This window comes from Jeotgalibacillus malaysiensis (genome assembly GCF_044789845.1).
Taxonomy (GTDB): domain Bacteria; phylum Bacillota; class Bacilli; order Bacillales; family Jeotgalibacillaceae; genus Jeotgalibacillus; species Jeotgalibacillus malaysiensis_A.
The window spans coordinates 1,682,128-1,706,453 of record NZ_CP085252.1; the positions used below are offsets into that span (position 1 = coordinate 1,682,128).

General features: G+C 41.8%; 21 protein-coding genes. All 21 read left to right on the plus strand.

The annotated features are described in order from the left end of the window. Positions 1-21 precede the first annotated feature (21 nt). The 21 genes from LG330_RS09100 to LG330_RS09200 all read left to right on the plus strand — a co-directional run bounded on the left by LG330_RS09100 (position 22) and on the right by LG330_RS09200 (position 24,230). Positions 22-1,203, plus strand: a complete 1,182-nt coding sequence (locus tag LG330_RS09100) for an aspartate kinase (RefSeq protein ID WP_404409257.1) — start codon at positions 22-24, stop codon at positions 1,201-1,203. 5 nt (positions 1,204-1,208) lie between these two features. Further along, positions 1,209-2,102, plus strand: a complete 894-nt coding sequence (gene dapA, locus LG330_RS09105; protein ID WP_404409259.1) for a 4-hydroxy-tetrahydrodipicolinate synthase — start codon at positions 1,209-1,211, stop codon at positions 2,100-2,102. Between the two features lie 155 nt (positions 2,103-2,257). After that, positions 2,258-3,925, plus strand: a complete 1,668-nt coding sequence (locus LG330_RS09110) for a ribonuclease J (protein WP_404409261.1) — start codon at positions 2,258-2,260, stop codon at positions 3,923-3,925. A gap of 83 nt (positions 3,926-4,008) precedes the next feature. Further along, positions 4,009-6,351 carry a DNA translocase FtsK gene (locus tag LG330_RS09115; RefSeq protein ID WP_404409263.1) on the plus strand — a complete coding sequence of 781 codons (2,343 nt, stop codon included), beginning with the start codon at positions 4,009-4,011 and terminating at the stop codon, positions 6,349-6,351. A 397-nt stretch (positions 6,352-6,748) separates the two neighbouring features. Beyond that, a complete protein-coding gene (locus LG330_RS09120; RefSeq protein ID WP_404409265.1) occupies positions 6,749-7,474 on the plus strand; it encodes a GntR family transcriptional regulator in 726 nt (241 codons plus the stop codon). A gap of 51 nt (positions 7,475-7,525) precedes the next feature. After that, positions 7,526-8,605 (plus strand): BMP family protein, encoded by a 1,080-nt coding sequence (locus LG330_RS09125; protein ID WP_404409266.1) that lies wholly within the window; start codon positions 7,526-7,528, stop codon positions 8,603-8,605. 186 nt (positions 8,606-8,791) lie between these two features. Then, a complete protein-coding gene (locus LG330_RS09130; protein WP_404409268.1) occupies positions 8,792-10,324 on the plus strand; it encodes an ABC transporter ATP-binding protein in 1,533 nt (510 codons plus the stop codon). Continuing rightward, positions 10,317-11,369, plus strand: a complete 1,053-nt coding sequence (locus LG330_RS09135) for an ABC transporter permease (protein ID WP_404409270.1) — start codon at positions 10,317-10,319, stop codon at positions 11,367-11,369. The genes LG330_RS09130 and LG330_RS09135 overlap by 8 nt, the downstream gene beginning before the upstream one ends. Next, positions 11,370-12,326 carry an ABC transporter permease gene (locus LG330_RS09140; RefSeq protein WP_404409272.1) on the plus strand — a complete coding sequence of 319 codons (957 nt, stop codon included), beginning with the start codon at positions 11,370-11,372 and terminating at the stop codon, positions 12,324-12,326. A 138-nt stretch (positions 12,327-12,464) separates the two neighbouring features. Beyond that, a complete protein-coding gene (gene yfmF / locus LG330_RS09145; RefSeq protein WP_404409273.1) occupies positions 12,465-13,745 on the plus strand; it encodes an EF-P 5-aminopentanol modification-associated protein YfmF in 1,281 nt (426 codons plus the stop codon). Continuing rightward, positions 13,738-15,033 carry an EF-P 5-aminopentanol modification-associated protein YfmH gene (yfmH, locus tag LG330_RS09150; RefSeq protein WP_404409275.1) on the plus strand — a complete coding sequence of 432 codons (1,296 nt, stop codon included), beginning with the start codon at positions 13,738-13,740 and terminating at the stop codon, positions 15,031-15,033. The genes yfmF and yfmH overlap by 8 nt, the downstream gene beginning before the upstream one ends. After that, complete coding sequence (ymfI, locus tag LG330_RS09155; protein WP_404409277.1) at positions 15,026-15,745, plus strand: elongation factor P 5-aminopentanone reductase; 720 nt, start codon at positions 15,026-15,028, stop codon at positions 15,743-15,745. Before yfmH ends, ymfI begins: the two co-directional genes overlap by 8 nt. Before the next feature lie 75 nt (positions 15,746-15,820). Then, a complete protein-coding gene (locus tag LG330_RS09160) occupies positions 15,821-16,078 on the plus strand; it encodes a DUF3243 domain-containing protein (protein ID WP_404409279.1) in 258 nt (85 codons plus the stop codon). Between the two features lie 144 nt (positions 16,079-16,222). Beyond that, complete coding sequence (locus tag LG330_RS09165) at positions 16,223-17,014, plus strand: YmfK family protein (protein ID WP_404409281.1); 792 nt, start codon at positions 16,223-16,225, stop codon at positions 17,012-17,014. 19 nt (positions 17,015-17,033) lie between these two features. Beyond that, complete coding sequence (locus LG330_RS09170; protein WP_404409283.1) at positions 17,034-17,924, plus strand: helix-turn-helix domain-containing protein; 891 nt, start codon at positions 17,034-17,036, stop codon at positions 17,922-17,924. A 116-nt stretch (positions 17,925-18,040) separates the two neighbouring features. Then, entirely contained in the window at positions 18,041-18,619 is a 579-nt protein-coding gene (pgsA, locus tag LG330_RS09175) for a CDP-diacylglycerol--glycerol-3-phosphate 3-phosphatidyltransferase (protein WP_404409285.1), read from the plus strand. A gap of 12 nt (positions 18,620-18,631) precedes the next feature. Further along, positions 18,632-19,900 (plus strand): competence/damage-inducible protein A, encoded by a 1,269-nt coding sequence (locus tag LG330_RS09180; RefSeq protein ID WP_404409287.1) that lies wholly within the window; start codon positions 18,632-18,634, stop codon positions 19,898-19,900. 202 nt (positions 19,901-20,102) lie between these two features. Further along, positions 20,103-21,155 carry a recombinase RecA gene (gene recA / locus LG330_RS09185; protein ID WP_404409289.1) on the plus strand — a complete coding sequence of 351 codons (1,053 nt, stop codon included), beginning with the start codon at positions 20,103-20,105 and terminating at the stop codon, positions 21,153-21,155. Positions 21,156-21,385: 230 nt separating this feature from the next. After that, complete coding sequence (rny, locus tag LG330_RS09190) at positions 21,386-22,945, plus strand: ribonuclease Y (protein WP_404409291.1); 1,560 nt, start codon at positions 21,386-21,388, stop codon at positions 22,943-22,945. Between the two features lie 133 nt (positions 22,946-23,078). Beyond that, positions 23,079-23,870 (plus strand): TIGR00282 family metallophosphoesterase, encoded by a 792-nt coding sequence (locus LG330_RS09195; protein ID WP_404409293.1) that lies wholly within the window; start codon positions 23,079-23,081, stop codon positions 23,868-23,870. Positions 23,871-23,969: 99 nt separating this feature from the next. Continuing rightward, positions 23,970-24,230 carry a stage V sporulation protein S gene (locus LG330_RS09200; RefSeq protein ID WP_404409295.1) on the plus strand — a complete coding sequence of 87 codons (261 nt, stop codon included), beginning with the start codon at positions 23,970-23,972 and terminating at the stop codon, positions 24,228-24,230. Positions 24,231-24,326 lie beyond the last annotated feature (96 nt).

Sequence of the window (24,326 nt, forward strand, 5' to 3'; positions counted from 1 at the left end):
CTGAAAGAGAGGAGCGTAACATTGCCAATTTCAGTATTGAAATTCGGTGGAACTTCGTTATCTGAAGCATATAAAAGAGATGCAGCAGTACGGAATGTAAAACGTGAGCTGGATCAACACCATCAGGTGATTTCAGTCGTTTCAGCGATGGGCAGACTGGGAGACCCTTATTCCACTGATACATTATTATCACTAACTGATCCGGATTGCCTTCCTTTCCACCAGCAATCTCTTTTACTTTCATGTGGAGAGCTCATTTCAGCTGCTGTATTTTCATCTGCTCTTCACAGAGAAGGTATAAAAAGTGAGATCCTGACGGGGAAGCAGGCGGGTATTAAAACGGACAAAACGTATAATGCCGATATTTGTTCAGTAGATACCAGTGTGCTGATAGAAACATTAAAACACGCTGAAGTGATCATCGTGCCCGGCTTTCAGGGAGAAGATGATAAAGGTAGAATTTCTACTCTTGGCAGAGGTGGAAGTGATACATCAGCGTGTGCGATCGCTGCAAGTTTAAAAGCATCTTCATGTAAGCTCTACACAGATGTAGCGGGGATTATGAGCGGGGATCCGCGAATTGTCGATCATGCATCAGTTGTGAAGCGGCTACATTATGATGAGGCCTTCCATGTTGCGCATCAGGGTGCAAAGATTATTCATCCTAAAGCGGTCGAATGGGCGAGAAAAGGAAATGTACCGGTCTGGACTGGAGATTTATCCGGTGAAGGTGGAACGTGGATCGGATCAGAAGCTCATTCTGAATCCATCCATTCTGTTACTGCTGTAGAAGATCTTGTACAGATATCCGTTCAGGCTCAGGATTGTGATTATATATTCAAGATACTTGCTGAAAAAGGGATCAGTATTGACCTGATCTCCATTCAGCCGGTTGAAGTGAAATTTACAATTCAATCTGAAGATTTTCAAGATTTAAACAATACTTTAAAGCAGCATCAGGTTTATTTTAAATTCAGAAAGAACGTGTCAAAAATCGCGCTGATTGGCAGCAGTATCGCTGGACGCCCGGGAGTTGCATCAGCAATTGTTACACTGCTCACAGAAAATAAAATCAGTATATGGCAGACAGCTGACAGTCATATGACTTTTTGGATACTGCTCGACAGTGACAAATCATTTATCGCTCAGCAGCTGCTGCATCAATTCTTTATTAATCATGAACTAGTAACTATACAGGAGTGAAGAAGATGAACTTTGGCAGAGTTTCCACTGCAATGGCGACTCCTTTTGATCAGGATAATCGCATTGATTACAGCAGATTGGAAAATCTTATCAACCACTTAATCGAAAACGGCACCGATTCACTTGTCGTAGCAGGTACAACTGGAGAATCACCAACACTTTCGTCAGAAGAGAAAGTGGAACTTTTTAAAGAGACAGTAAGAATTGCAAATGGCAGAGTACCAGTGGTAGCAGGAACAGGAACAAATAATACTGAGTCGAGCATCAGCCTTTCCCTTGCTGCAAAAGAAGCTGGAGTAGATGCTATTATGCTGGTGGCTCCTTATTATAGCAAGCCGAGTCAGGCTGGTTTAAAGAAACACTTTAAAACAATTGCAGAGCAGATTGGTCTGCCTGTAATGATCTATAATATTCCGGGACGTTCAGCTGTAAATATTGAACCGAAAACAATCATTGAATTGTCTGAAGTGCCGAATATTGTTGCTGTGAAGGAAGCGAGTGGAAGCCTGGATCAGATGACTGAAATCATCGCAGGAACAGATGAACGCTTCCTCATATACAGCGGTGACGATGGATTGACATTGCCGCTTCTTTCAATTGGTGGAGCTGGCGTAGTATCTGTCACTTCACACGTTGCAGGAAATGAAATGCAAACCATGATCAGATGCTTCCAAAACGGAGAGCTTTCAAAAGCTGCATCAATTCATCAACTGCTTTTACCTTTGACAAGAGCGCTGTTTGCACAGCCGAGCCCGGCCCCGGTGAAGTCAGCACTGAACCACCAGGGAGTATTATGCGGGGGTGTCAGACTTCCGTTAGTTGAACTTGATCAAAATGAAGAGAGCAGTCTGTTAAAGGCAGTCAGCCATTTTCGATCAGAAATGTCCAGTATTTCATAAAGATCACCAGAAGGTCTTTTTCCAATCCGGAAAAAGACCTTTCTGATTTCCAGCACCGGCAGTTCACAAATACATGTACAGTTTTCCAATCTTACAGTATAATGAACACAGCTGTTTTAAAAGGTCGGATAACATTTTTGTAGGAGGAAATTAGTTTGTCTAAAGATAAAAACGAAAAAGTAAAAATCATTCCTCTCGGCGGCGTAGGCGAGATAGGAAAAAACATGTACGTCATTGAAGTAGACGAAGATTTATTTATTATTGATTCAGGATTAATGTTTCCTGAAGATGAAATGTTCGGAATTGATATTGTCATCCCGGATTTTCAATATATTGAAGCAAATAAAGAGCGTGTGAAAGCGATCTTCCTGACACATGGTCATGATGATTCGATTGGTTCACTGCCTTATTTACTTGAAAAAGTGAAAGTGCCTGTATATGGTTCAAAGCTGACTGTGGCACTTGCTAAAGCGCTGTTAAAAGAATATGGATTTAAAGAACGCGTAAAGTTCTATACAGTTCATGAGAAAAGTAATATGAAATTTGATTCTGTGAATGTCACATTCTTCAACACAACTCACAGTATCCCGGATTCACTCGGAATTGCGATTCACACATCTGAGGGTGCAATTGTACATACTGGTGAATTTAAATTTGATCAGGCTTCAAAAGGTGGATATGCATCCAATATTGGAAAAATGGCTAAGCTTGGTGACAAGGGTGTCTTTGCACTACTTTCAGATAGTACTGAAGCAGAAAAGCCAGGACACACTACTTCTGAAGCTGTCATTGAGAAGCACGTTTCTAACAGCATTAATCAGGCAAGCGGAAGAGTGATTGTCACATGTTATGCTTCAAACCTGATCCGTATTCAGCAGATTTTTGATGCAGCTCAAGCTTCAGGCAGAAAAGTCGCTGTTATCGGAGAGGCTGCTGAACGTGTAGTCAATGTTGCCTCTAGACTTGAACACTTAACGTATGATGAAGATACGCGCATTAAGCCGAACGAAATAGATCAATATCATAACGATGAAATTGTTATTATTTTATCAGGAACACATGATGAGCCGTTTAAAGTAATGGAGAGTATGGCGAATCAGACACACCCGATCGTTAACATTCAGCAGGGTGATACCGTATTAATTACGTTTACACCGTCACCTGGAATGGAAGTATATCTGTATCGATCGGTAAATGAAATGACGAAAGCAGGGGCAAACGTACTTACATCAAGTAAAAATGTCCATGTTTCCGGTCATGGCAGTCAGGAAGACCTGAAAATGATGATGAACCTGATGAAGCCAAAATACTTTATTCCAATTCAGGGAGAATACCGTCATTTAATTACGCATGGACGTCTTGCTGAAGAAATGGGTATACCGCGCACTAACATATTTATTGCTGACAAAGGTGACATTGTTGAATATCAGGCAGGCAAAATGAAAATGAGCGGCAGAGTCCAGACAGGTAATGTCCTTATTGATGGTAAAGGTGTAGGGGATGTCGGTAATATTGTCCTGCGCGACAGAAGATTACTGTCCCAGGATGGAGTACTACTGGTTGTCGTTACATTAAACCGCAAAACTAAAACAATTGCTGCAGGTCCTGAAGTGATTTCAAGAGGCTTTGTTTATGTTAGAGAATCAGAGAAGCTGATGGAAGAGTCAGTTACTGCAGTTCGCAATATTGTAGAGAAAAACGTTGAAAACCGTACATTTGACTGGTCTGGTATTAAGCAGGAGATCAGGGATTCACTTAACCATCTGCTATATACACGTACAAAGCGTCGTCCGATGATATTACCAATTATTATGGAAGTTTAAATTCAGCAGAGTCTGAATGAAGTAATCAAAAACAGACAGATTTTTCTGTCTGTTTTTTTCAGCCGGAAAAGGAGGTTGTTCATATGGCTGAAGCCAAAAGAAAGCCGGTAAAAAGAAAAACGCAAGCACGCAAAAAAACAAAAAGATCTCGTAAGGACACACCGCTTACATATGAATTAACAGGTATAGTGATGATTGCACTGGCGCTGATTGCCGCTTTTCAGCTGGGGGCAGCCGGGCGTATACTGACGCTGATTTTTACTTATTTAATCGGTAATTTTCAGCTTCTGATTCCGATTGTGATCATTTTACTGTCTGTTTACGCTATTCTTTACAGAGGTCTCCCATCACTTAAAGGCTCAAGGATGATTGGCACGCTGCTGATATTAATCAGTTTACTTCTTTTAAGTCACGTTTTATTATTTGATCAGCTTGTGCGCGATCAAATGATTACGAGCAGCAGTGTACTGGTTCAGACACATACAATTCTTACAGATGAGTTTACAGAAAACGCCGGAGCCGGGATGGTTGGTGCATTTATTTATGCCATATTTGACCTTTTGTTTGGTTCAACAGGTTCAAAGGTTGCCTCAGCTACACTGATGATTATTGGTCTAATCATGTTATCAGGTAAATCAATCGGGGAAACAGGGAGAAGCATAATAGGTTGGTTTGGAGAAAAACTGAAAGAGTTAATTTCCCTGTTTACTGATTGGTTAATTGAAAAACGCCAGACAAAAAAAGCCAAAAGAAAGCAGACCCAGATTTCAAGACGATCTGCTTCAAAACTAAAAGCTGCACCGGAAGAATGTATTGAAGAGCCGGATGATGAATCGGAGGGCTTTGAACCGCTGATCTCCAGCTTTGCTGAAAAAGCAGCACCTGTGCAGGAAGATCATTCAGCAGTAATACCGGCTGATGAAAAAACGAAACCGGAAGAAGACATTCCGGATCCTGCACTTGAAGAGTTTACATCATCTCCTGGGGTTGAAGAAGTCGAAAATAAAGAATATAAAGTCCCGCCGCTTGACCTGCTGGCAGTACCGCCACACGCTGATCAGAGCAGTGAATATAAGGCGATTCAAAAAAATGCATCCAAGCTTGAGAAAACATTTCAAAGCTTTGGGGTCAGAGCTAAAGTTACACAGGTTCACCTTGGACCGGCTGTCACGAAATATGAAGTGCATCCTGACGTCGGCGTGAAGGTGAGTAAAATTGTGAATCTGAATGATGACCTCGCACTGGCGCTTGCAGCAAAGGATATCCGAATAGAAGCGCCAATCCCGGGTAAATCTGCGATCGGGATTGAAGTGCCCAATACAGAGGTTGCCATGGTGTCACTTAGAGAAGTGCTCGAAGCGAATAAAAACAAGCGTGATGAAGCGAAGCTGCTGATTGGACTGGGAAGAGATATTACCGGTGAAGCAGTAGCAGCTGAGCTGAATAAAATGCCACATATGCTTGTAGCAGGTGCAACAGGAAGCGGGAAATCCGTTTGTATTAATGGCATTATCGTTTCTATTCTGATGCGTGCAAAGCCCCATGAAGTAAAGCTGATGATGATTGACCCTAAAATGGTTGAGCTGAATGTCTATAATGGAATCCCTCATTTACTGGCGCCGGTTGTGACAGATGCCAGAAAAGCATCACAGGCACTTAAAAAAGTAGTCAGTGAAATGGAAAGAAGATATGATCTTTTTTCACACACGGGTACAAGAAATATAGAAGGCTACAATGAATACGTAAGAAAGCATAATGAAAAAAATAAAGAAAAGCAGCCTCAGCTTCCATTTATCGTTGTCATTGTGGATGAGCTTGCCGATCTGATGATGGTTGCCTCCAATGATGTGGAGGATTCTATCACAAGACTCGCTCAGATGGCACGAGCAGCGGGCATCCATTTAATTATTGCAACGCAGAGACCGTCTGTTGATGTCATTACGGGAGTCATTAAAGCGAATATTCCTTCAAGAATTGCGTTTGCTGTTTCTTCACAAATTGATTCAAGAACAATACTTGATACCGGTGGAGCAGAAAAGCTGCTCGGCCGGGGGGATATGCTGTTTATGCCGGTCGGTGCGAATAAGCCGGTCCGTGTGCAGGGGGCATTCCTGAGTGATGAGGAAGTTGAGAAAGTAGTAAATGCAGTCATTGAGCAGCAAAAAGCACAATATCAGGAAGAAATGATTCCTGATGAAGTGGATGAATCCAAACCTGAAGAGTCTGATGATGAATTATACGGGGATGCGGTAGATCTGGTGACTGATATGCAGACTGCTTCAGTTTCAATGCTTCAGAGACGATTCAGAATTGGTTACACACGTGCAGCAAGATTAATTGATGCAATGGAACAGCAGGGAATTGTAGGTCCATATGAAGGCAGTAAGCCGCGGACAGTTTTAAAAGGTAAAATAGAAGATGAATAGATTAAAGAGCGGGTCATCAATTCCCGCTCTTTTTTAACTGAAAAAGTTACTGAATAAAGAATTTTAAAGATTTATGCCAAAAAAATCAGACCTTTGATGTCAGACCTATATACAAAGAATAGATGAATAAGTTATACTATTGTTACCGCTTTCAAAAATACTATAACGTTATAAAGAAATATTTATTTTCCTTTAATTTACAATGTTGAGGGTTTCATTTCACTGATTTTTATAATCTTGTAACAAATGTAATTATTATGTAACTTAATAGAAAGAATTTTTGTGAAAACTACACAATTGTATTCCTTTTAGAAAAGAAAAGTGTTATAGTATTTTCGATTAGTAGGAATGAAATACATCAGATGTCTGATGTCAAAAGAGTTGGTGGTGTCTTTATATGACTATTAAATCAGATAATCGGCATCTGTATCTTCAGGTGATTGACCGACTGAAGAAAGATATCGACAAAGGCGTTTATAAAGAAAAAGAACGCCTGCCTTCAGAGTTTGAACTTTCAAGGCAGCTGGGTATCAGCAGGGCTACACTGAGAGAAGCGCTGAGAATTCTCGAAGAAGAAAACAGAATTGTCAGGCGTCACGGTGTAGGAACATTTGTTAATGCGAAACCATTATTTTCCTCAGGAATTGAACAGTTATACAGTGTAACTGATATGATTCGAATGGCAGGAATGGAGCCTGGGACAGTATTCTTAAGTTCCTCTGTTCACCAGCCTACTGATGAAGATATTAACCGTTTTAACTGTACACCCGATGATGATATGACGATCATTGAGCGTGTAAGAACAGCTAACGGTGATCCGGTGGTCTATTGTGTTGATAAAATCCCGTCAGATCTGATGCCTACTTCATTTACACATCAGGACCGGTCGATTTTCTCACTGCTTGAGGAAAGTGGGGGTATGTACATATCTTATGCTGTGACCCACATTGAACCTGCCGGCTATCATGAGAAGGTGTCGCCAATCCTTGGATGTGAACCTGAAACTGCTTTACTCGTTCTAAAGCAGCTTCATTATGATGATAAGGATCAGCCTATTCTGTATTCTCTGAATTATTTTAAAGCTGATCGATTCAGTTTTCATGTTGTACGTAAGCGTGTTTAATGCATTTATGCATTCCTACTAATACACGAAAAATTTTTAGGGGGTAACAAAATGAAAAAGCGTAAGTACGGAGTAGCACTTTCAATGATCCTTGCAGCAGGTACTGTTCTTGCAGCGTGTGGAAGCGATGAAGCTGACACGGGTACTGATGAAGGCAATGGCGGCGGAGAAGGCACTGAAGAAACAAGTGACTTTAAAGTAGCAATGGTAACAGATACTGGCGGTGTAGATGATAAGTCATTTAACCAGTCAGCGTGGGAAGGTCTTCAGCAGTTCGGTGCTGATAACGGTCTTGAAGAAGGTACAGACGGTTTCACATACTTCCAGTCAAATAATGATGCAGATTATGTAACAAACATGAACACTGCAGTACGTAATGATTTTAATCTCGTTTTCGGTGTTGGTTTCCTTTTAAATCAGGCACTAACAGAGGTAGCAAGCCAAAACACTGATACAAACTTCGCTCTGATTGATGATGTATCGGAAGGCGAAAACGTAGCTTCAATTACATTTAAAGAGCATGAAGGTTCATTCCTTGTTGGTGTGGCAGCAGGTCTTGCAACTGAATCTGATCAGATCGGTTTCGTAGGTGGGGTTGAATCTGACCTGATTAATAAATTCGCAGCAGGTTTCCAGGCTGGTGTTGAAGCAGTTAACCCTGATGCAGATGTTCAGATTGAATTCGCTGGTGACTTCAACGATGCAGCACGCGGTCAGCAGATTGCAGCTTCAATGTACGGATCAGGCGTTGACGTTATTTATCACGCTGCAGGCGGTACAGGTAACGGCGTATTCACAGAAGCTAAAAACCTTAAGCAGCAGGACTCGGATCGTCAGGTTTGGGTAATTGGAGTTGACCGTGACCAGTGGGAAGAAGGTCAGGTTGGAGAAGATAACGTAACACTTACTTCAATGGTTAAGCGAGTTGATGTTGCTGTTCAGGATATTTCAACTCGTGCTATGGAAGGCAACTTCCCAGGCGGAGAAATAATTGAATACGGTATCCAGGAAGAAGGCATTGCAATCGCTGAGAGCCAAGACAACCTTTCACAGGAAATCCTTGATGAGATTGCTAATTACCAGCAGCAAATCGTTGATGGAGAAATCGAAGTACCATCTACACTTGAGTAATAACAAATGCATAGGGAATGGAGGGGCTGTTACAGTCCTGAAATTCCCTTTTTTTTTGCAAGAATGTTAACTGAATAAGGGAAAAATTCTTCCTTCTTCATTTAGCATTTTTCTGAAAAGGTCTGGTAAAAGAAGTCAGACCTCATTCAACCTACCACCGTACGATAAATAAAGGAGTGATAACGGATGGATTATGTAATAGAAATGCTCGACATCCGAAAAGAGTTCCCGGGAATTGTAGCGAATGACAATATCACACTTCAATTAAAGAAGGGTGAAATTCATGCGCTGCTTGGGGAAAACGGAGCAGGAAAATCTACATTAATGAATGTTCTTTTCGGACTTTATCAGCCTGAAAAGGGAGAAATAAAAGTACGTGGAGAAAAAGTAAATATTACGAGTCCAAACGTTGCAAATGAACTGGGGATCGGAATGGTACACCAGCACTTTATGCTTGTGGACACTTTCACTGTGACAGAGAACATTGTTTTGGGCCTTGAACCTAAAAAAGGTTTGAATATTGATATGAAAAAGGCTGAGCGCGAAGTTCAGGAGATTTCCGACCGCTATGGCTTAAAGGTTGATCCTAAAGCAAAAATAGCTGATATCTCAGTCGGGATGCAGCAGCGTGTTGAAATTCTGAAAACATTATACCGAGGTGCAGAAATTCTAATTTTTGATGAGCCGACCGCTGTACTGACGCCTCAAGAAATTAAAGAATTAATACAGATTTTCAGAACACTGATTGCAGAAGGAAAATCAATCATCCTGATCACTCATAAGCTGAAAGAAATTATTGAGGTGTGTGACCGCGTAACCGTTATCCGTAAAGGGGTAGGGATCGATACGCTGGATGTGGAAGGCGCCACACCAACACAGCTTGCAAGTCTGATGGTAGGACGTGAAGTTACTTTTAAAACAGATAAAACAGAAGCAAATCCCAAGCATGATGTACTTGAAATTTCAAAACTGAATGTGAAGGATTCACGCGGAGTAAATGCAGTAAAAGATCTTGATCTGAATGTCAGAGCAGGTGAAATTGTTGGTATTGCCGGCGTTGATGGTAATGGACAATCTGAATTGATCGAAGCCATTACAGGGCTTAGAAAGATCACTTCAGGAAAAATCAAGCTGAATGATAAAGATCTGTCTTCTTATAAGACAAGAAAAATTACTGAAGCAGGGGTAGGGCATATTCCGCAGGACAGACATAAACACGGTCTGGTGCTTGACTTCCCGATCGGTGACAATATGGTACTTCAGACGTACTACCATAAACCATATTCAAAATACAGTCTTCTAAATAATAAAGAGATCAATAAACAGGCAAAAAAACTGATTCAGGAGTTTGATGTGCGTACGCCGTCAGAAACAACACCTGCACGTGCACTTTCAGGTGGTAATCAGCAAAAGGCCATTATCGGTCGGGAAGTTGACCGCGATCCTGATCTTCTCATTGCTGCTCAGCCTACACGTGGACTTGATGTAGGGGCAATTGAATTTATTCATAAGCGTCTGATTGAGCAACGTGATAACGGCAAGGCAGTTTTACTTATTTCATTTGAACTTGAAGAAATTATTAATGTCAGTGACCGGATTGCAGTGATTTATGATGGTAACATCATAGAAATCGTTGATCCTAAAACAACTACAGAACAGGAGCTGGGATTACTTATGGCAGGCTCTAAGAATAAGGCGGGTGAAACAGAGAATGTTTAATCAATTCAGCAGATGGCAGAAGATCCTGATTCCTGTTATCTCAGTCATTCTCGGTTTACTGGTTGGAGCCATTGTCATGCTGGTTTCAGGCTATAATCCGATTGAGGGATATTCCGCACTATTAGCGGGCTCACTGGGTGAAGGGTTTTACATCGGTGAAACAATCAGACAGATTACACCGTATATTTTCGCAGGGCTTGCAGTAGCATTCGCTTTCCGTACAGGGCTATTCAATATCGGTGTTGAAGGTCAGCTCTTAGTCGGCTGGGTAGCATCAGTTTGGGTAGGTCTTGCATTCGACCTCCCGAAAATCATCCACCTGCCAATGGCGATTTTAGCCGGGGCTGTAGCGGGAGCGCTTTGGGCATTCGTACCAGGGCTACTAAAAGCAAAGCTTCGTGTACATGAAGTAATTGTTACCATCATGATGAACTATATTGCACTTCACTTGTGTAACTATCTTATCCGGTATGTGATTTCTGATCAGCAGAATACTACAGACCGCGTACCTGAGTCAGCATCACTAAAGTCACCATTCTTTGAAACGCTGACTGAATTTTCAACGATGCATTATGGAATCTTCCTGGCACTTGCAGCAGCAATTATATACTTTGTAGTGCTTGAGAAAACCACTACTGGTTTTGAGCTTCGTTCAGTAGGGTTTAACCAGCATGCTTCTGAGTATGCGGGAATGAACGTTGATCGTAATATTATTTTATCCATGGTCATCTCAGGGGCTTTTGCCGGTCTTGGTGGAGCGATGGAGGGACTTGGAACATTTGGTTACGGATTTATACATGGCGCGTTCTCTGGTGTAGGGTTTGATGGGATCGCAGTTGCACTTTTAGGTGGTAACGTAGCGATCGGTGTTATTTTAGCAGCTGCTTTATTCGGAATCCTGAAGCAGGGTGCATTAATTATGCCGCTTCAGTCAGGCGTACCAACTGAACTTGTTGAAATTGTTATTGCCATCATTATTTTCTTTGTTGCATCCAGCTACATTATCGCGTACCTGCTGCAGCGTCTCAAAAAGGGGGCAAAATAAATGGATGTTTTATCAGCAATTGAAATTTTAGTTAAATCCATGCTATTTGCATCAGCCCCGCTAATTTTTACAGCTATAGGCGGTGTCTTCTCAGAGCGGTCTGGTGTTGTTAATATCGGCCTGGAAGGTTTAATGGTAATCGGTGCATTTGCAGCTGTTGTATTTAATATTACATTTGCTTCGGCACTTGGAGGCTGGACACCTTGGATGGCGCTGGTAGTTGCAATGGTGATCGGCGGACTCTTTTCGCTGCTTCATGCAGTTGCATCAATAACATTCCGCGCGGATCAGGTTGTTAGTGGTGTTGCAATCAACTTCCTTGCTCTCGGTCTTGGTGTGTATCTAATCAAAGACTGGTATGGAGCAGGACAAACACCAAAAATTCCAGAGCCGCTATATTATGAGAGAATTCCATTGCTTTATGATATTCCTGTTATTGGGCCGATTTTCTTTAATAACTATGTTACTTCTTACATTGCGATTTTTGTTGCAATCGGCGCATGGTTTGTACTTTTCAAAACGCCGTTTGGTCTTCGCTTACGTTCAGTAGGTGAACATCCAATGGCTGCTGATACTATGGGGATTAATGTTTACAGAATGCGTTATATCGCTGTTTTCCTTTCCGGAATATTCGGCGGCCTTGGTGGTGGCGTGTACGCACAGACAATCACTCAGGATTTTAGCGCAGGTACAATTACAGGACAGGGCTTTATTGCACTTGCAGCTGTAATTTTTGGTAAATGGCATCCGCTCGGTGCAATGGGAGCAGCGATGTTCTTCGGACTTGCTCAATCCCTTGCGATTATCGGTTCAAGCTTCCCACTGCTTGCAGACGTGCCGAACTGGATTTTACTTTCAGCACCATACATTCTGACAATTCTTGCCCTTGCAGGATTTATCGGACGTGCTGACTCACCAAAAGCAATTGGTAAACCTTATATCAAGGGAAGCCGCTAACATGATGAAACCGTCTGATTCTCAGTCAGACGGTTTTCTTATAGCTTTAAATGCTTGTTGTACAAGTATCAAGAAATGTATAGTGAAGGAAGAGAATATAAATACTATATAGCAATCACGAATCCGGGAGGAACCTGTATGCATTTAGATGAACATAAAATTCAACAGAACGGCCTGAATATAAGAATAATTAAAACAGAAAAATTCAAAACAAATCAGTTTGTATTTAAATTTAAGTCTTTATTATCCAAAGATAATGTAACAGCTAGAGCGCTATTGCCATATGTCCTCCAAAGTAGTACCGCGAAATGGCCGACGACAGCTTTATTCAGAAGTCATCTTGACGATCTATATGGTGCAAGTGCTTCAGTGGATGTGAATAAAAAGGGTGAATATCATATCCTGACTTTTGCAGTAGACGTACCGAATGAAAAGTATCTGCAGGATAAAACGCCGCTTACCGAAAAGGCTTTGGAAGTATTAAATGAAATGATTTTTAACCCGTTAGTTGAAAACGGGATATTCAGTGAAAAAGTCACTGAAGCTGAAAAACGGACGCTGAAGCAGAAATTAAAAGCTGTAAAAGACGATAAAATGCGATATGCATCCCAAAGGCTGGTTGAAGAGATGTGCGGGGATGAAGCTTATGCTTTGCATCCTAATGGGATTGAATCTGAACTTGAGCATGTAAAACCTGAGAGCCTTTTTGAAACCTACCAGCAGATGATTCATCATGATGAAGTGGACTTATACGTTGTGGGTGACGTCGATATTGCTCAGATTGAAACACTTTGTAAAGAGAAATTTTCGTTAGCAAACCGCAAAAACATTTATGCAGATCATCATCTGGTTCATGTGGATGAGTCTAAAAAAGTCGTAGAAAAACAGCAGATTAAACAAGGTAAATTAAATATCGGATACAGATCACAAACTGTGTATGGTGATGCAGATTACCTTCCAATGGCAGTAATGAATGGCATCCTGGGCGGTTTCCCGCATTCAAAGCTGTTTATTAACGTACGTGAAAAAGAAAGCCTTGCATATTACGCAGCAAGCCGTCTTGAAAGTCACAAGGGGCTGATTGTCATTATGTCCGGTGTAGATCCGGGTAAGATTGATAAGGCTGAAGAGATTATCGAGCAGCAGCTTGAAGCAATTAGAAACGGAGATATATCCGATCAGGAGCTGAGTCAGACAAAAGCCGTCATGACCAATCAAATGCTCGAAACGCTGGATTCTCCAAGAGGGATAGTAGAAGTACTGTATCAGGGGGAAACAGCAGGAATCCCTGTTCATATTAATGAGTGGTTTAAAGGAATAGAAGAGGTCACAAAGGATCACGTCATTAAGGCGGCTAATAAGCTTGTGAAGGATACGACATATGTATTAACTGCTAGGGAGGTGGCTGAAAGTGCGTAAAAAAGAATTTTCTCAGCTTAACGAAGAATTATTTATGGAAACGATGGAAAACGGGTTGCAGGTATGTATTTTGCCAAAGAAAGATTTCAATAAAACTTTCGCTACCTTTACAACAAAATATGGGTCAATTGATAATCAGTTTATCCCGCTTGGGGAAGAAGATTTTGTTCGTGTGCCTGACGGGGTTGCACATTTTCTTGAGCATAAAATGTTTGAAAAGGAAGAAGGCGACGTATTCCAGAAATTCAGTATGAATGGTGCTTCTGCCAATGCATTTACCTCCTTCACACGGACAGCATATTTATTCTCAAGTACCTCACACTTTGAGAAAAACCTCGATGTCCTGATTGATTTTGTTCAGTCTCCTTATTTTACTGAGGAAACCGTTGAAAAAGAAAAAGGCATTATTGGCCAGGAAATTACGATGTACGATGATAACGCAGATTGGAGACTTTATTTCGGTGCAATTGAAAACATGTTCAAGCACCATCCGGTAAAAGTCGATATTGCAGGAACAATAGATTCAATTTCTTCAATTACAAAAGACCACCTTTATCAGTGTTATCATACTTTTTACCATCCATCTAACATGATGTTATTTATTGTCGGTTCAGTAGACCCGGAAGAAATGATGAACTATGTCAGGGAGAATCAGAAGAAAAAGCACTTTGATCCTGAAGAGACCATTGACAGGAAGTTTGAAGAGGAGCCTGACGAGGTCAATAGAGCCCACCACGAGCTTCATATGGACGTTCAAGTGGTAAAGTGCATGGTAGGCATCAAGTCAAATGAAAAAGACATAAGCGGCAAACAGTTAATGATAAAAGAGTTATCTATTAATACGGCGCTCGATGTATTATTCGGGAAAACTTCCGATCATTATACCTCTCTTTACGATGAAGGGCTGATTGATGACCACTTCTCCTATGACTTTACGCAGGAAAGCAACTTTGGCTTTGCCTTAGTAGGCAGCAACTCGGCAAACCCTGAGAAACTGTCAGAGCGGGTCAAAAACATCCTGCTTGAAGAAGTAAAGTCTCCTTCTATCACAGAAGAGCAACTGCAATCAGTTAAAAAGAAAAATATTGGTGGATTCTTAAGATCATTAAATTCACCGGAATTTATTGCGAATCAGTTCACCAGATATGCATTTAATAATATGGACCTGTTTGAAGCGGTGCCGGTTCTTGAGACATTAACATTAGAAGATGTGCATAAAGCATTCTCTGATCTTGTAAAAGAAGACAGGATAACCAGCTTTTATATCCTGCCGAAAGTTAATGGGTAAAATTGCTTTAGTGCTCGGCAGCAGCGGTGGTATCGGCTTTGAAATTTGTAAAAAACTATTGCAGACAGACCATACTGTTCTTGCTCAATATTATTCCAATAAAGATGCTATCAATGGCTTATCACAGTTTGCCAGTCAGCAGGGGCATCTGGTCCCGCTTAAACTGGACCTTACTGATGGTGCAGCTGTTGATCAGGTCGTAACAAATCTTTTGCAGCCGGACATGATTATTCATGCCGGGGGTCAACATTTCGAAGGTTTATTTGAAGACACCCCTGATCATGTGATTGAAAATCTGTGGAATGTCCATTTGTATCAGCCTGCGAGAATGATCCGGAGGCTGATCCCGGGGATGCGCCATAAAGATGGAGCATCTATTGTGTTTGTCAGTTCAATATGGGGGGAAGCCGGCGCTTCATATGAAGTGATGTATTCTGCTGTAAAAGGTGCTCAAATTTCTTTTGTAAAAGCGCTTGGCAAGGAGCTTGCACCGAATGGTATCCGTGTAAATGCGGTAGCCCCCGGCGCAGTCAGTACAACGATGACAGCCCATTATGATGCTAAAGTTAGACGTGATCTAGAAGGAGAGATCCCGGCCGGCAGATTCGCGCGACCCGAGGAAATAGCAGATGCAGTGATGTTTTTGACCGGTAAACAATCCACTTATATCAACGGTCACGTACTGTCAGTTAATGGTGGATGGTATAGCTGAATCGAATAATTTTACCTTCTGTGACCATACTATTGATGAGCCCTACACGGTTCATGAATAAAGGAGGAGAATAATATGTCGATTCTGGAAAACTGGCAGCAGTGGAAAGATTTTCTTGGGGATAAAGTCATTGCAGCTCAGAAGCAGGGAATGGATAAAGAAAAAATGTCAGAAGTAGCTTTTCAGATTGGAGACTACCTGGCGAAGAACGTTGACCCTAAAAACGAACAGGAGCGGGTCTTAGCGGACCTGTGGAGAGCCGCCGATGAGAATGAACAGCATGTGCTTGCCAACCTGATGATCCGTCTGTCTGGCGGTTCTGTCAGACATTGATGCAAAAATTGCCTTCTCAATCACATGAGGAGGCAATTTTCTACTTATTTCGATGCATTTTCTGTTTTTCCTTTTCTAATCCATTCAAATGATTTATTATTAACCTTATAGATAGGAAAGTTTTTATATTAAGGAGCTGACACCATGGAGAAGAAGGAATGGTATCTCGAATATGAAATTCAAAAAAACCGTCCTGGTCTGCTTGGTGACATTTCATCTTTACTTGGTATGCTTTCAATTAATATTGTAACGATAAACGGTGTCGACGAAGGTCGAAGAGGTATGCTTCTGCTTGCCAGAAGCGATGAGCAGATTGTCAGGCTTGAACTGATCCTGCGCACCATGGATACCATTCAGATGACAAAGCTGAGAGAACCTAAGCTTCGCGACAGAATGGCAGTGCGTCATGGCCGGTATATTCAAAGAGATGCAGACGATAAAAAAACATTCAGGTTTATCAGAGATGAACTCGGTTTGCTTGTTGACTTCATGGCGGAGCTTTATAAGCAGGATGGTCATAAGCTGATTGGCATACGCGGATTACCGCGTGTCGGGAAAACAGAATCAATCGTGGCAGCGAGCGTCTGTGCGAATAAAAAATGGCTGTTTATGTCTTCAACGTTATTAAAACAAACAGTCCGTGATAAATTAATTCCGGATGAGTATAATGAAAATAATTTATTTATTATAGACGGGGTCGTTTCAACCCAGCGTGCCTCAGATAAGCATTGGCAGCTTGTACGGGAAATTATGAGAATGCCATCCATTAAAGTCATTGAGCATCCGGACATTTTTGTAGAGAACTCTGAATACTCGATTGATGATTTTGATTATATTATTGAACTCCGACACGATCCGGATGAGGAAATTACATATGAATTAATGCATAAAAACGCGATGTTCAGCGGATCGGATTTCGGGGAATTTGACTTTTAAGTATTGGCAGGTGTAAACATTGACAGAACTAGGCAGCCGCCTGAAAGAAGCCAGAGAAGCCAAGGGCTACTCACTAGAAGAGCTTCAGGGTTTAACTAAAATTCAAAAAAGGTATCTCCAGGGAATTGAAGAGGGAGATTATTCAATGATGCCCGGTGCATTTTATATTCGGGCGTTTATTAAGCAATATGCTGAAGCGGTGGATTTGAATGTAGAAGAACTATTTGAAACCTATTCTTCAGATATTCCTAAAAACCAGGATGATCATATTCCATCACAGCTATCAAGAGTGAAAACAAGAGGAAGTAAGAACACATCAACAGCATTCAGATTTATTCCAACAGCCGTTATGGCTGTATTTGTAGTTGGAATTGTTGCACTCGCATATATTCTGGTTCAGTCATTCATGTCAGCTGACAGTGATGAACCACAGGGAAATGAAGAGGTCCGGCAGGAGGAATCTGTGTCGCTTGATCAATCAGATGATACTGAACAAGCAGCTGAAGAGGTAGAGGCTGAAGATTCTGCTGAAGAACCTGCCGAAGAGGATCCTGCAGAAAATGAAGAAGAGCCGTCAGAGCCTCAGGAAGCTGAATTAGCGATTGAAAATACAGGAACTGAAGGCGATACAACGAACTATCAGATTACGTCGACTGAAGAATTGACTGTAACGATTAATTCTGAATCTACGTGGGTTGGCATTACTGATCAGTCGGGCAATCAGCTTATTGATCAGATGCTCTCAGGCAGTGAAGAACTTACTTTTGACGCATCAGAGCTTGAATGGTTCCGCATCCGCGTTGGAAGTGCACCGGGCACAACTGTTTCTATAAATGGTGAGCAGGTGGATTTCGGTGCTTCAGATATCATTACGCAGAATATGATTTTTGAAGTGCAAAACCCATCATAATTTTCAAAATAGTCATCATGCGTGATGACTATTTTTTTGATTGGGGTTTACATAGACGTATGGTAAGGCTATTAATTAATAATAACGAAAAATATTAGATTTAAAGGAGCACTTATATGAATGTACCTAATAAGATTACGATTTCGAGAATTTTTCTGATTCCTTTATTTATGGTGATCATGCTTGTTGATTTCGGCTGGGGTGAGATGACGCTTTTAGGCGCTGAGATGCCGGTCGCTCATTTTGTTGCCGCGCTGATCTTTATCTTTGCCGCAACAACTGACTGGGTGGATGGGTATTATGCAAGAAAATATAACCAGGTAACAAACCTTGGAAAGTTTCTCGACCCTCTGGCAGATAAACTGCTTGTATCAGCTGCTCTGATTATTTTAGTGGAGCTGCAAATGGCGCCGTCATGGATTGTGATTATCATCATCTCAAGAGAGTTTGCGATTACAGGCCTCAGACTGGTTCTTGCAGGATCAGGTGAAGTGCATGCCGCTGCTATGCTTGGAAAAATTAAAATGTGGATGCAGATTGTAGCGATCTCAGCATTGCTGCTTCATAATATCTTCTTTGAAATGTTTAACATTCCTTTTGACATCATAGCCCTCTACATTGCAGCATTTTTTACTGTATGGTCAGGTGTAGATTACTTTATCAAAAACTGGGGTGCTTTCAAAAACTCCAAATAAGGAGATGCTTGTATGAATGCAGAAATTATCGCGGTAGGATCTGAGTTACTGCTTGGTCAGATTGCAAACACGAATGCTCAATTTATCTCCGCAAGACTGGCAGAATCAGGTGTTAATGTTTATTATCACTGCGCAGTGGGAGATAATGAGGAGCGGCTTCTAGAAACATTCTCCACTGCTGAAAAGAGGTCTGATCTTGTCATCATAACTGGTGGTCTCGGACCGACGAAAGACGACTTGACTAAGGAAACTGCAGCTAAGCATCTTGGCTGCAGTCTTTCTTATGACCAGGAATCTTTAAAAGCAATTGAGCAGTACTTTATACAAACCGGAGTACCGATGACTGAAAATAATAAGAAACAGGCGCTGGTGTTGGAAGACAGTACTGTATTCTTTAATTTTCATGGCATGGCTCCCGGGATGCTGAAGCGTCATCATAACACTACCTATCTTTTGCTTCCGGGACCGCCAAGGGAAATGAAGCCGATGCTTGTCGATCAGGTGCTACCCTATTTAAATGATCAGAAAACTGATCGGAGCTCAATACACTCGAAAGTTATGCGCTTTTTTGGTATAGGTGAAGCAGATCTGGAATCACGCATTGAAGATATCCTGAGCGAACAGACGAACCCGACAATTGCACCGCTGGCTGAGGACGGGGAAGTAACACTCAGAGTAACTGCAAGAAGCAGTGATTTAAAGGAAGCTGAATCACTTGTTAATCAAATGGTTACTGTGATTGAAGACAGGGTGGGTGACTATTGCTACGGCTATGATCAAAATAACCTCCTTCAGAAAATTATACTGCTGCTTGAGCAAAAGCGCCTGACTATTGCATCTGCTGAAAGTTTGACCGGGGGGCTATTTTCTTCCGAGGTTGCTTCAATTCCGGGTGCAAGCAGCTACCTTTTGGGTGGAATGACGGTATATTCCAATGAAGCGAAACAAAGTGTGCTCGGTGTGCCCGGAGATCTGCTTAATCAATATGGTGCAGTGAGCCGGGAATGCGCTGAAAAAATGGCGGATCAGATCCGCACAAAGTATAACAGCGATATTGGGATCAGTTTTACCGGTGTGGCAGGTCCGGGAGATTATAATGGTATTCCAGAGGGAACAGTCTGGATAGGTATAGCACTTAAAAATGGGATGAATTCTTCCTTTAATTTAATGCTGAAGGGAGATCGCAACTTTAAAAGAATCAGAGCAGTAAAGCACGGGATTTACGCCTTGATTAAACTGCTTGAAGAAGAAACAGGACCTTTTGTTGTGAAGAAAGATTAAATGACTGCGCTTTATAGCAGGTTTGAAAAGTAACATTTTTCATACAAATCAGCATTTTTTAAAAGCAATTCTGCTTAAAATGACCTTTTAAAAAAATACGAATAAATGTTCGGTTTTTACTTGTTATCTGTTCTGAAAAAGAGTATAGTATAGTTAGGTTATGAGACGTCACTAAGACGTCTATTTCAAAGGAGGAATTAATGTGAGTGATCGTCAGGCAGCGCTGGATATGGCGCTTAAACAAATAGAAAAACAGTTCGGAAAAGGTTCAATCATGAAGCTTGGAGAACAGACGGACAGAAGAGTAAATACAGTATCAAGCGGATCTGTCTCATTAGATGCAGCACTTGGGGTAGGCGGATATCCACGAGGCCGTGTAATCGAGATTTATGGTCCTGAAAGCTCAGGTAAAACGACTGTAGCGCTTCATGCAATTGCTGAGGTTCAGGCGAATGGCGGCCAGGCTGCTTTTATCGATGCTGAACACGCCCTTGATCCTGTATATGCTCAGAAGTTGGGTGTTAATATAGATGAACTTCTTTTATCACAGCCGGACACAGGAGAGCAGGCACTCGAAATTGCAGAGGCACTTGTGCGGAGTGGAGCGGTTGAAATTGTCATCATTGACTCAGTAGCAGCCCTTGTACCAAAAGCGGAAATTGAAGGTGAAATGGGTGATTCACACGTTGGTCTTCAGGCGCGTCTGATGTCTCAGGCGCTTAGAAAACTATCAGGTGCAATCAGTAAGTCTAATACAATCGCAATCTTTATTAACCAGATTCGTGAAAAAGTCGGTGTTATGTTCGGAAGCCCGGAAACAACGCCGGGTGGTCGCGCACTGAAGTTCTATTCTTCAGTCCGCCTCGATGTGCGCCGTGCTGAAACACTTAAGCAGGGTAACGATATGGTCGGAAACAAAACGCGTATTAAAGTCGTTAAAAATAAAGTTGCACCGCCATTCCGTATTGCAGAAGTTGATATCATGTATGGTGAAGGGATCTCTAAAGAAGGAGAGATCATTGACCTTGGTGCTGAAGCGGATATCGTTCAAAAGAGCGGATCTTGGTATTCATATGAAGGAGAGCGTCTCGGACAGGGACGTGAAAATGCAAAGCAGTTCCTGAAAGAAAATACTGAACTCCGTCAGCAGATTCTCCTGAAGATCCGTGAGCATCACGGTATGGATCAGCCGCATGCTGCGCCTGAAAGTGAAAAGGAAGAAGCGGAAGAATTTGATCTGCTAGAAGATAAGTAATATGACTTTTAAGAGGCAGGAAATTGATTCCTGTCTCTTTTCTTATTGAAATGTAATGAGTTAGATTATTCTAGGTTACTTGACAATGAAATTTTGCAGATTTAAAATTAAGATTGTATATTTTTCAATTTTTCTAATTGATAAGTAAATGTCATGAAGTCTTCCGGAAGCATTCGGAAGATCCTGAAAAGACAAAGTATGAAGAGATTAAGCAAGAGGAGGTGAATACGATGGGAGCACTCGAAATCACCTTCATTTTGGCTGGCATTATCGTAGGTGTGTTTGTTGGTTATTTGATACACAAATTCATGATGGACGCGAAAGTCGGCGGTGCGAAAGGTACTGTTGAACAAATCCTGGCAAACGGGAAGCGTGAAGCAGAAGCACTGAAGAAAGAAGCGCTGCTAGAAGCGAAAGATGAAAATCATAAGCTTCGTTCAGAAATTGAAGCAGAACTCCGTGAACGCAGAAATGAACTGCAAAAGCAGGAAAACCGCCTGATGCAGCGGGAAGAAAACCTGGATCGCAAAGATGACTCGCTGAATAAGCGGGAATCAATGCAGGAACGAAAAGATCAATCACTGCATGAAAGACAACAACATATTGAAGAGATGGAAAGCAAAGTGGAGGAGATGGTTCAAAAGCAAGAGCTCGAACTTGAACGTGTATCTGGACTGACGCGTGAAGAAGCGAAAGCAATTATACTTGATCAGGTAGAGAAAGAACTGTCACAGGACATTGCAATTATGGTGAAAGAACAGGAAAACCGTGCAAAAGAAGAATCAGAGAAGAAAGCAAGAGAATTGTTATCTCTGGCAATTCAGAGATGTGCGGCTGATCATGTTGCTGAAACCACTGTTTCTGTCGTAAACCTGCCGAATGATGAAATGAAAGGACGCATCATCGGAAGGGAAGGACGAAACATCAGAACGTTGGAAACGCTGACAGGAATTGATCTGATTATTGATGATACACCGGAAGCGGTAATCCTATCAGGGTTTGACCCGATCAGAAGAGAAACAGCAAGAATCGCGCTTGAAAAACTGGTACAGGATGGGCGCATTCACCCTGCAAGAATTGAGGAAATGGTTGATAAAGCACGTCGTGAAGTAGATGAGCATATCCGAGAAATCGGTGAACAGACAACATTTGATGTTGGTGTACACGGACTTCATCCGGATCTCATCAAAATCCTTGGCAGGCTGAAATACCGTACAAGCTACGGACAGAATGTACTCAAGCATTCTACGGAAGTTGCTTATCTCTCAGGACTGCTTGCAGCTGAGCTTGGTGAAGACGTTGCGCTTGCCAGAAGAGCAGGGCTGCTTCATGACATCGGAAAAGCGATAGATCATGAAGTGGAAGGCAGCCACGTTGAAATTGGCGTGGAGCTTGCAACCAAGTATAAAGAACACCCTGTAGTCATTAACAGTATCGCTTCCCATCACGGTGATTATGAAGCAACATCAGTCATCGCGGTATTGGTTGCAGCAGCTGATGCACTTTCAGCAGCACGACCAGGTGCAAGAAGTGAAACGCTTGAAAACTACATCAGAAGACTTGAACGTCTTGAGGAAATCTCCGAAGGATATGAAGGCGTAGAGAAATCATTTGCCATTCAGGCGGGCAGAGAAATCCGTATTATGGTTCGTCCTGAGCAGATTGATGACCTTACTGCTCACAGGCTTGCGCGCGATATACGTAAGCAGATAGAAGAAGAGCTGAATTATCCGGGTCATATTAAAGTAACAGTGATCAGAGAAACCCGAGCTGTAGAATACGCAAAATAATTAAAGCGATGTGCCGTTGGCACATCGCTTTTAAATTGTGCAGATCATACTCAATCAGCAGCCGGTATTGTTGAAACGGTGGTATTTTCATGCTAAAGTTTGAACAAAGTCCATAATTAGAAAGAGGAATATGATGAAAATACTTTTTATTGGAGACGTTGTAGGTTCTCCCGGAAGAGAAATGATAGATGAGTACCTTCCAAAATTAAAAGAAAGACATGAACCGGATGCTGTTATAGTAAATGGAGAAAACGCTGCATCCGGAAGAGGGATTACACAGAAAATATATGAACAGCTGCTCCAGGCTGGTGCCGATATGATTACACTCGGAAATCACACGTGGGATAATAAAGATCTATTTAACTTCATCGATAAAGCCGATCAGTTAGTCAGACCGCTGAATTATCCAAAAGGAACACCAGGAAAGGGCATCCGCTTTTTTCAGGCTGGCAGTGCAGAAGTAGCCGTAGTTAATGCGCTTGGCAGAACGTTTATGAACCCGGTAGACGATCCCTTTCCGTCAGTCAGACAGGCCGTTACGGAAGCAAAGAGACAGACACCATTTGTCTTTATAGATTTTCATGCAGAGGCTACAAGTGAGAAGCAGGCTATGGGCTGGTACCTTGATGGTAAAGCCTCGGCAGTTGTTGGTACGCATACACATGTACAAACTGCTGATAACAGAATTCTCCCTGGAGGAACAGCATATTTATCAGATGTAGGAATGACTGGACCTTATGATGCCATTTTAGGCATGGAAAAAGAAGCAGTATTAAAGCGGTTCGTTACAGGTTTACCTTCAAGATTCGAAGTACCAAAGATGGGCAGAGCGATTTTAAGCGGCTGTCTGATTACGCTGGATCGAAAATCAGGTAATGCCCTGTCTATAGATCGGATTTTAATTAATGAAGATCATCCTTTTTAAAGACTGTAATATTGCTTCCTTCTGCATATCTTCACGCTAAATGGAATATAGTGAATGGACACTAGCACATGTTAGCGGTTGAAGAAGGGGGATCTGCAGTTGAATGTATTAAAAGTATCGTCAAAATCTAATCCAAATTCAGTGGCAGGTGCATTAGCAGGTGTATTAAGAGAAAAAGGATTTGTAGAAGTGCAGGCAATTGGCGCAGGCGCACTTAACCAGGCAGTAAAAGCAGTTGCGATTTCAAGAGGATTTGTTGCACCATCAGGAATTGATCTGATTTGTATTCCTGCATTTACAGATATTTTGATTGAAGGGGAAGAAAGAACCGCAATCAAACTGATTATTGAACCAAGGTAAGATAGGGCCGTTGCTTAAGCAGCGGCCTTTACTATTTATATACAATAATATTATTATGTTAACTAATTTTCAATCAAAGGGCTGAATTTCACTCGT

Coding starts and splice junctions, on each gene's coding strand:
- dapA (WP_404409259.1), top strand. CDS start 1,209: ATGAACTTTGGCAGAGTTTCCACTGCAATGGCGACTCCTTTTGATCAG.
- LG330_RS09115 (WP_404409263.1), top strand. CDS start 4,009: ATGGCTGAAGCCAAAAGAAAGCCGGTAAAAAGAAAAACGCAAGCACGC.
- LG330_RS09120 (WP_404409265.1), top strand. CDS start 6,749: ATGACTATTAAATCAGATAATCGGCATCTGTATCTTCAGGTGATTGAC.
- LG330_RS09125 (WP_404409266.1), top strand. CDS start 7,526: ATGAAAAAGCGTAAGTACGGAGTAGCACTTTCAATGATCCTTGCAGCA.
- LG330_RS09130 (WP_404409268.1), top strand. CDS start 8,792: ATGGATTATGTAATAGAAATGCTCGACATCCGAAAAGAGTTCCCGGGA.
- LG330_RS09135 (WP_404409270.1), top strand. CDS start 10,317: ATGTTTAATCAATTCAGCAGATGGCAGAAGATCCTGATTCCTGTTATC.
- LG330_RS09140 (WP_404409272.1), top strand. CDS start 11,370: ATGGATGTTTTATCAGCAATTGAAATTTTAGTTAAATCCATGCTATTT.
- yfmF (WP_404409273.1), top strand. CDS start 12,465: ATGCATTTAGATGAACATAAAATTCAACAGAACGGCCTGAATATAAGA.
- ymfI (WP_404409277.1), top strand. CDS start 15,026: ATGGGTAAAATTGCTTTAGTGCTCGGCAGCAGCGGTGGTATCGGCTTT.
- LG330_RS09160 (WP_404409279.1), top strand. CDS start 15,821: ATGTCGATTCTGGAAAACTGGCAGCAGTGGAAAGATTTTCTTGGGGAT.
- LG330_RS09165 (WP_404409281.1), top strand. CDS start 16,223: ATGGAGAAGAAGGAATGGTATCTCGAATATGAAATTCAAAAAAACCGT.
- pgsA (WP_404409285.1), top strand. CDS start 18,041: ATGAATGTACCTAATAAGATTACGATTTCGAGAATTTTTCTGATTCCT.
- LG330_RS09180 (WP_404409287.1), top strand. CDS start 18,632: ATGAATGCAGAAATTATCGCGGTAGGATCTGAGTTACTGCTTGGTCAG.
- rny (WP_404409291.1), top strand. CDS start 21,386: ATGGGAGCACTCGAAATCACCTTCATTTTGGCTGGCATTATCGTAGGT.
- LG330_RS09195 (WP_404409293.1), top strand. CDS start 23,079: ATGAAAATACTTTTTATTGGAGACGTTGTAGGTTCTCCCGGAAGAGAA.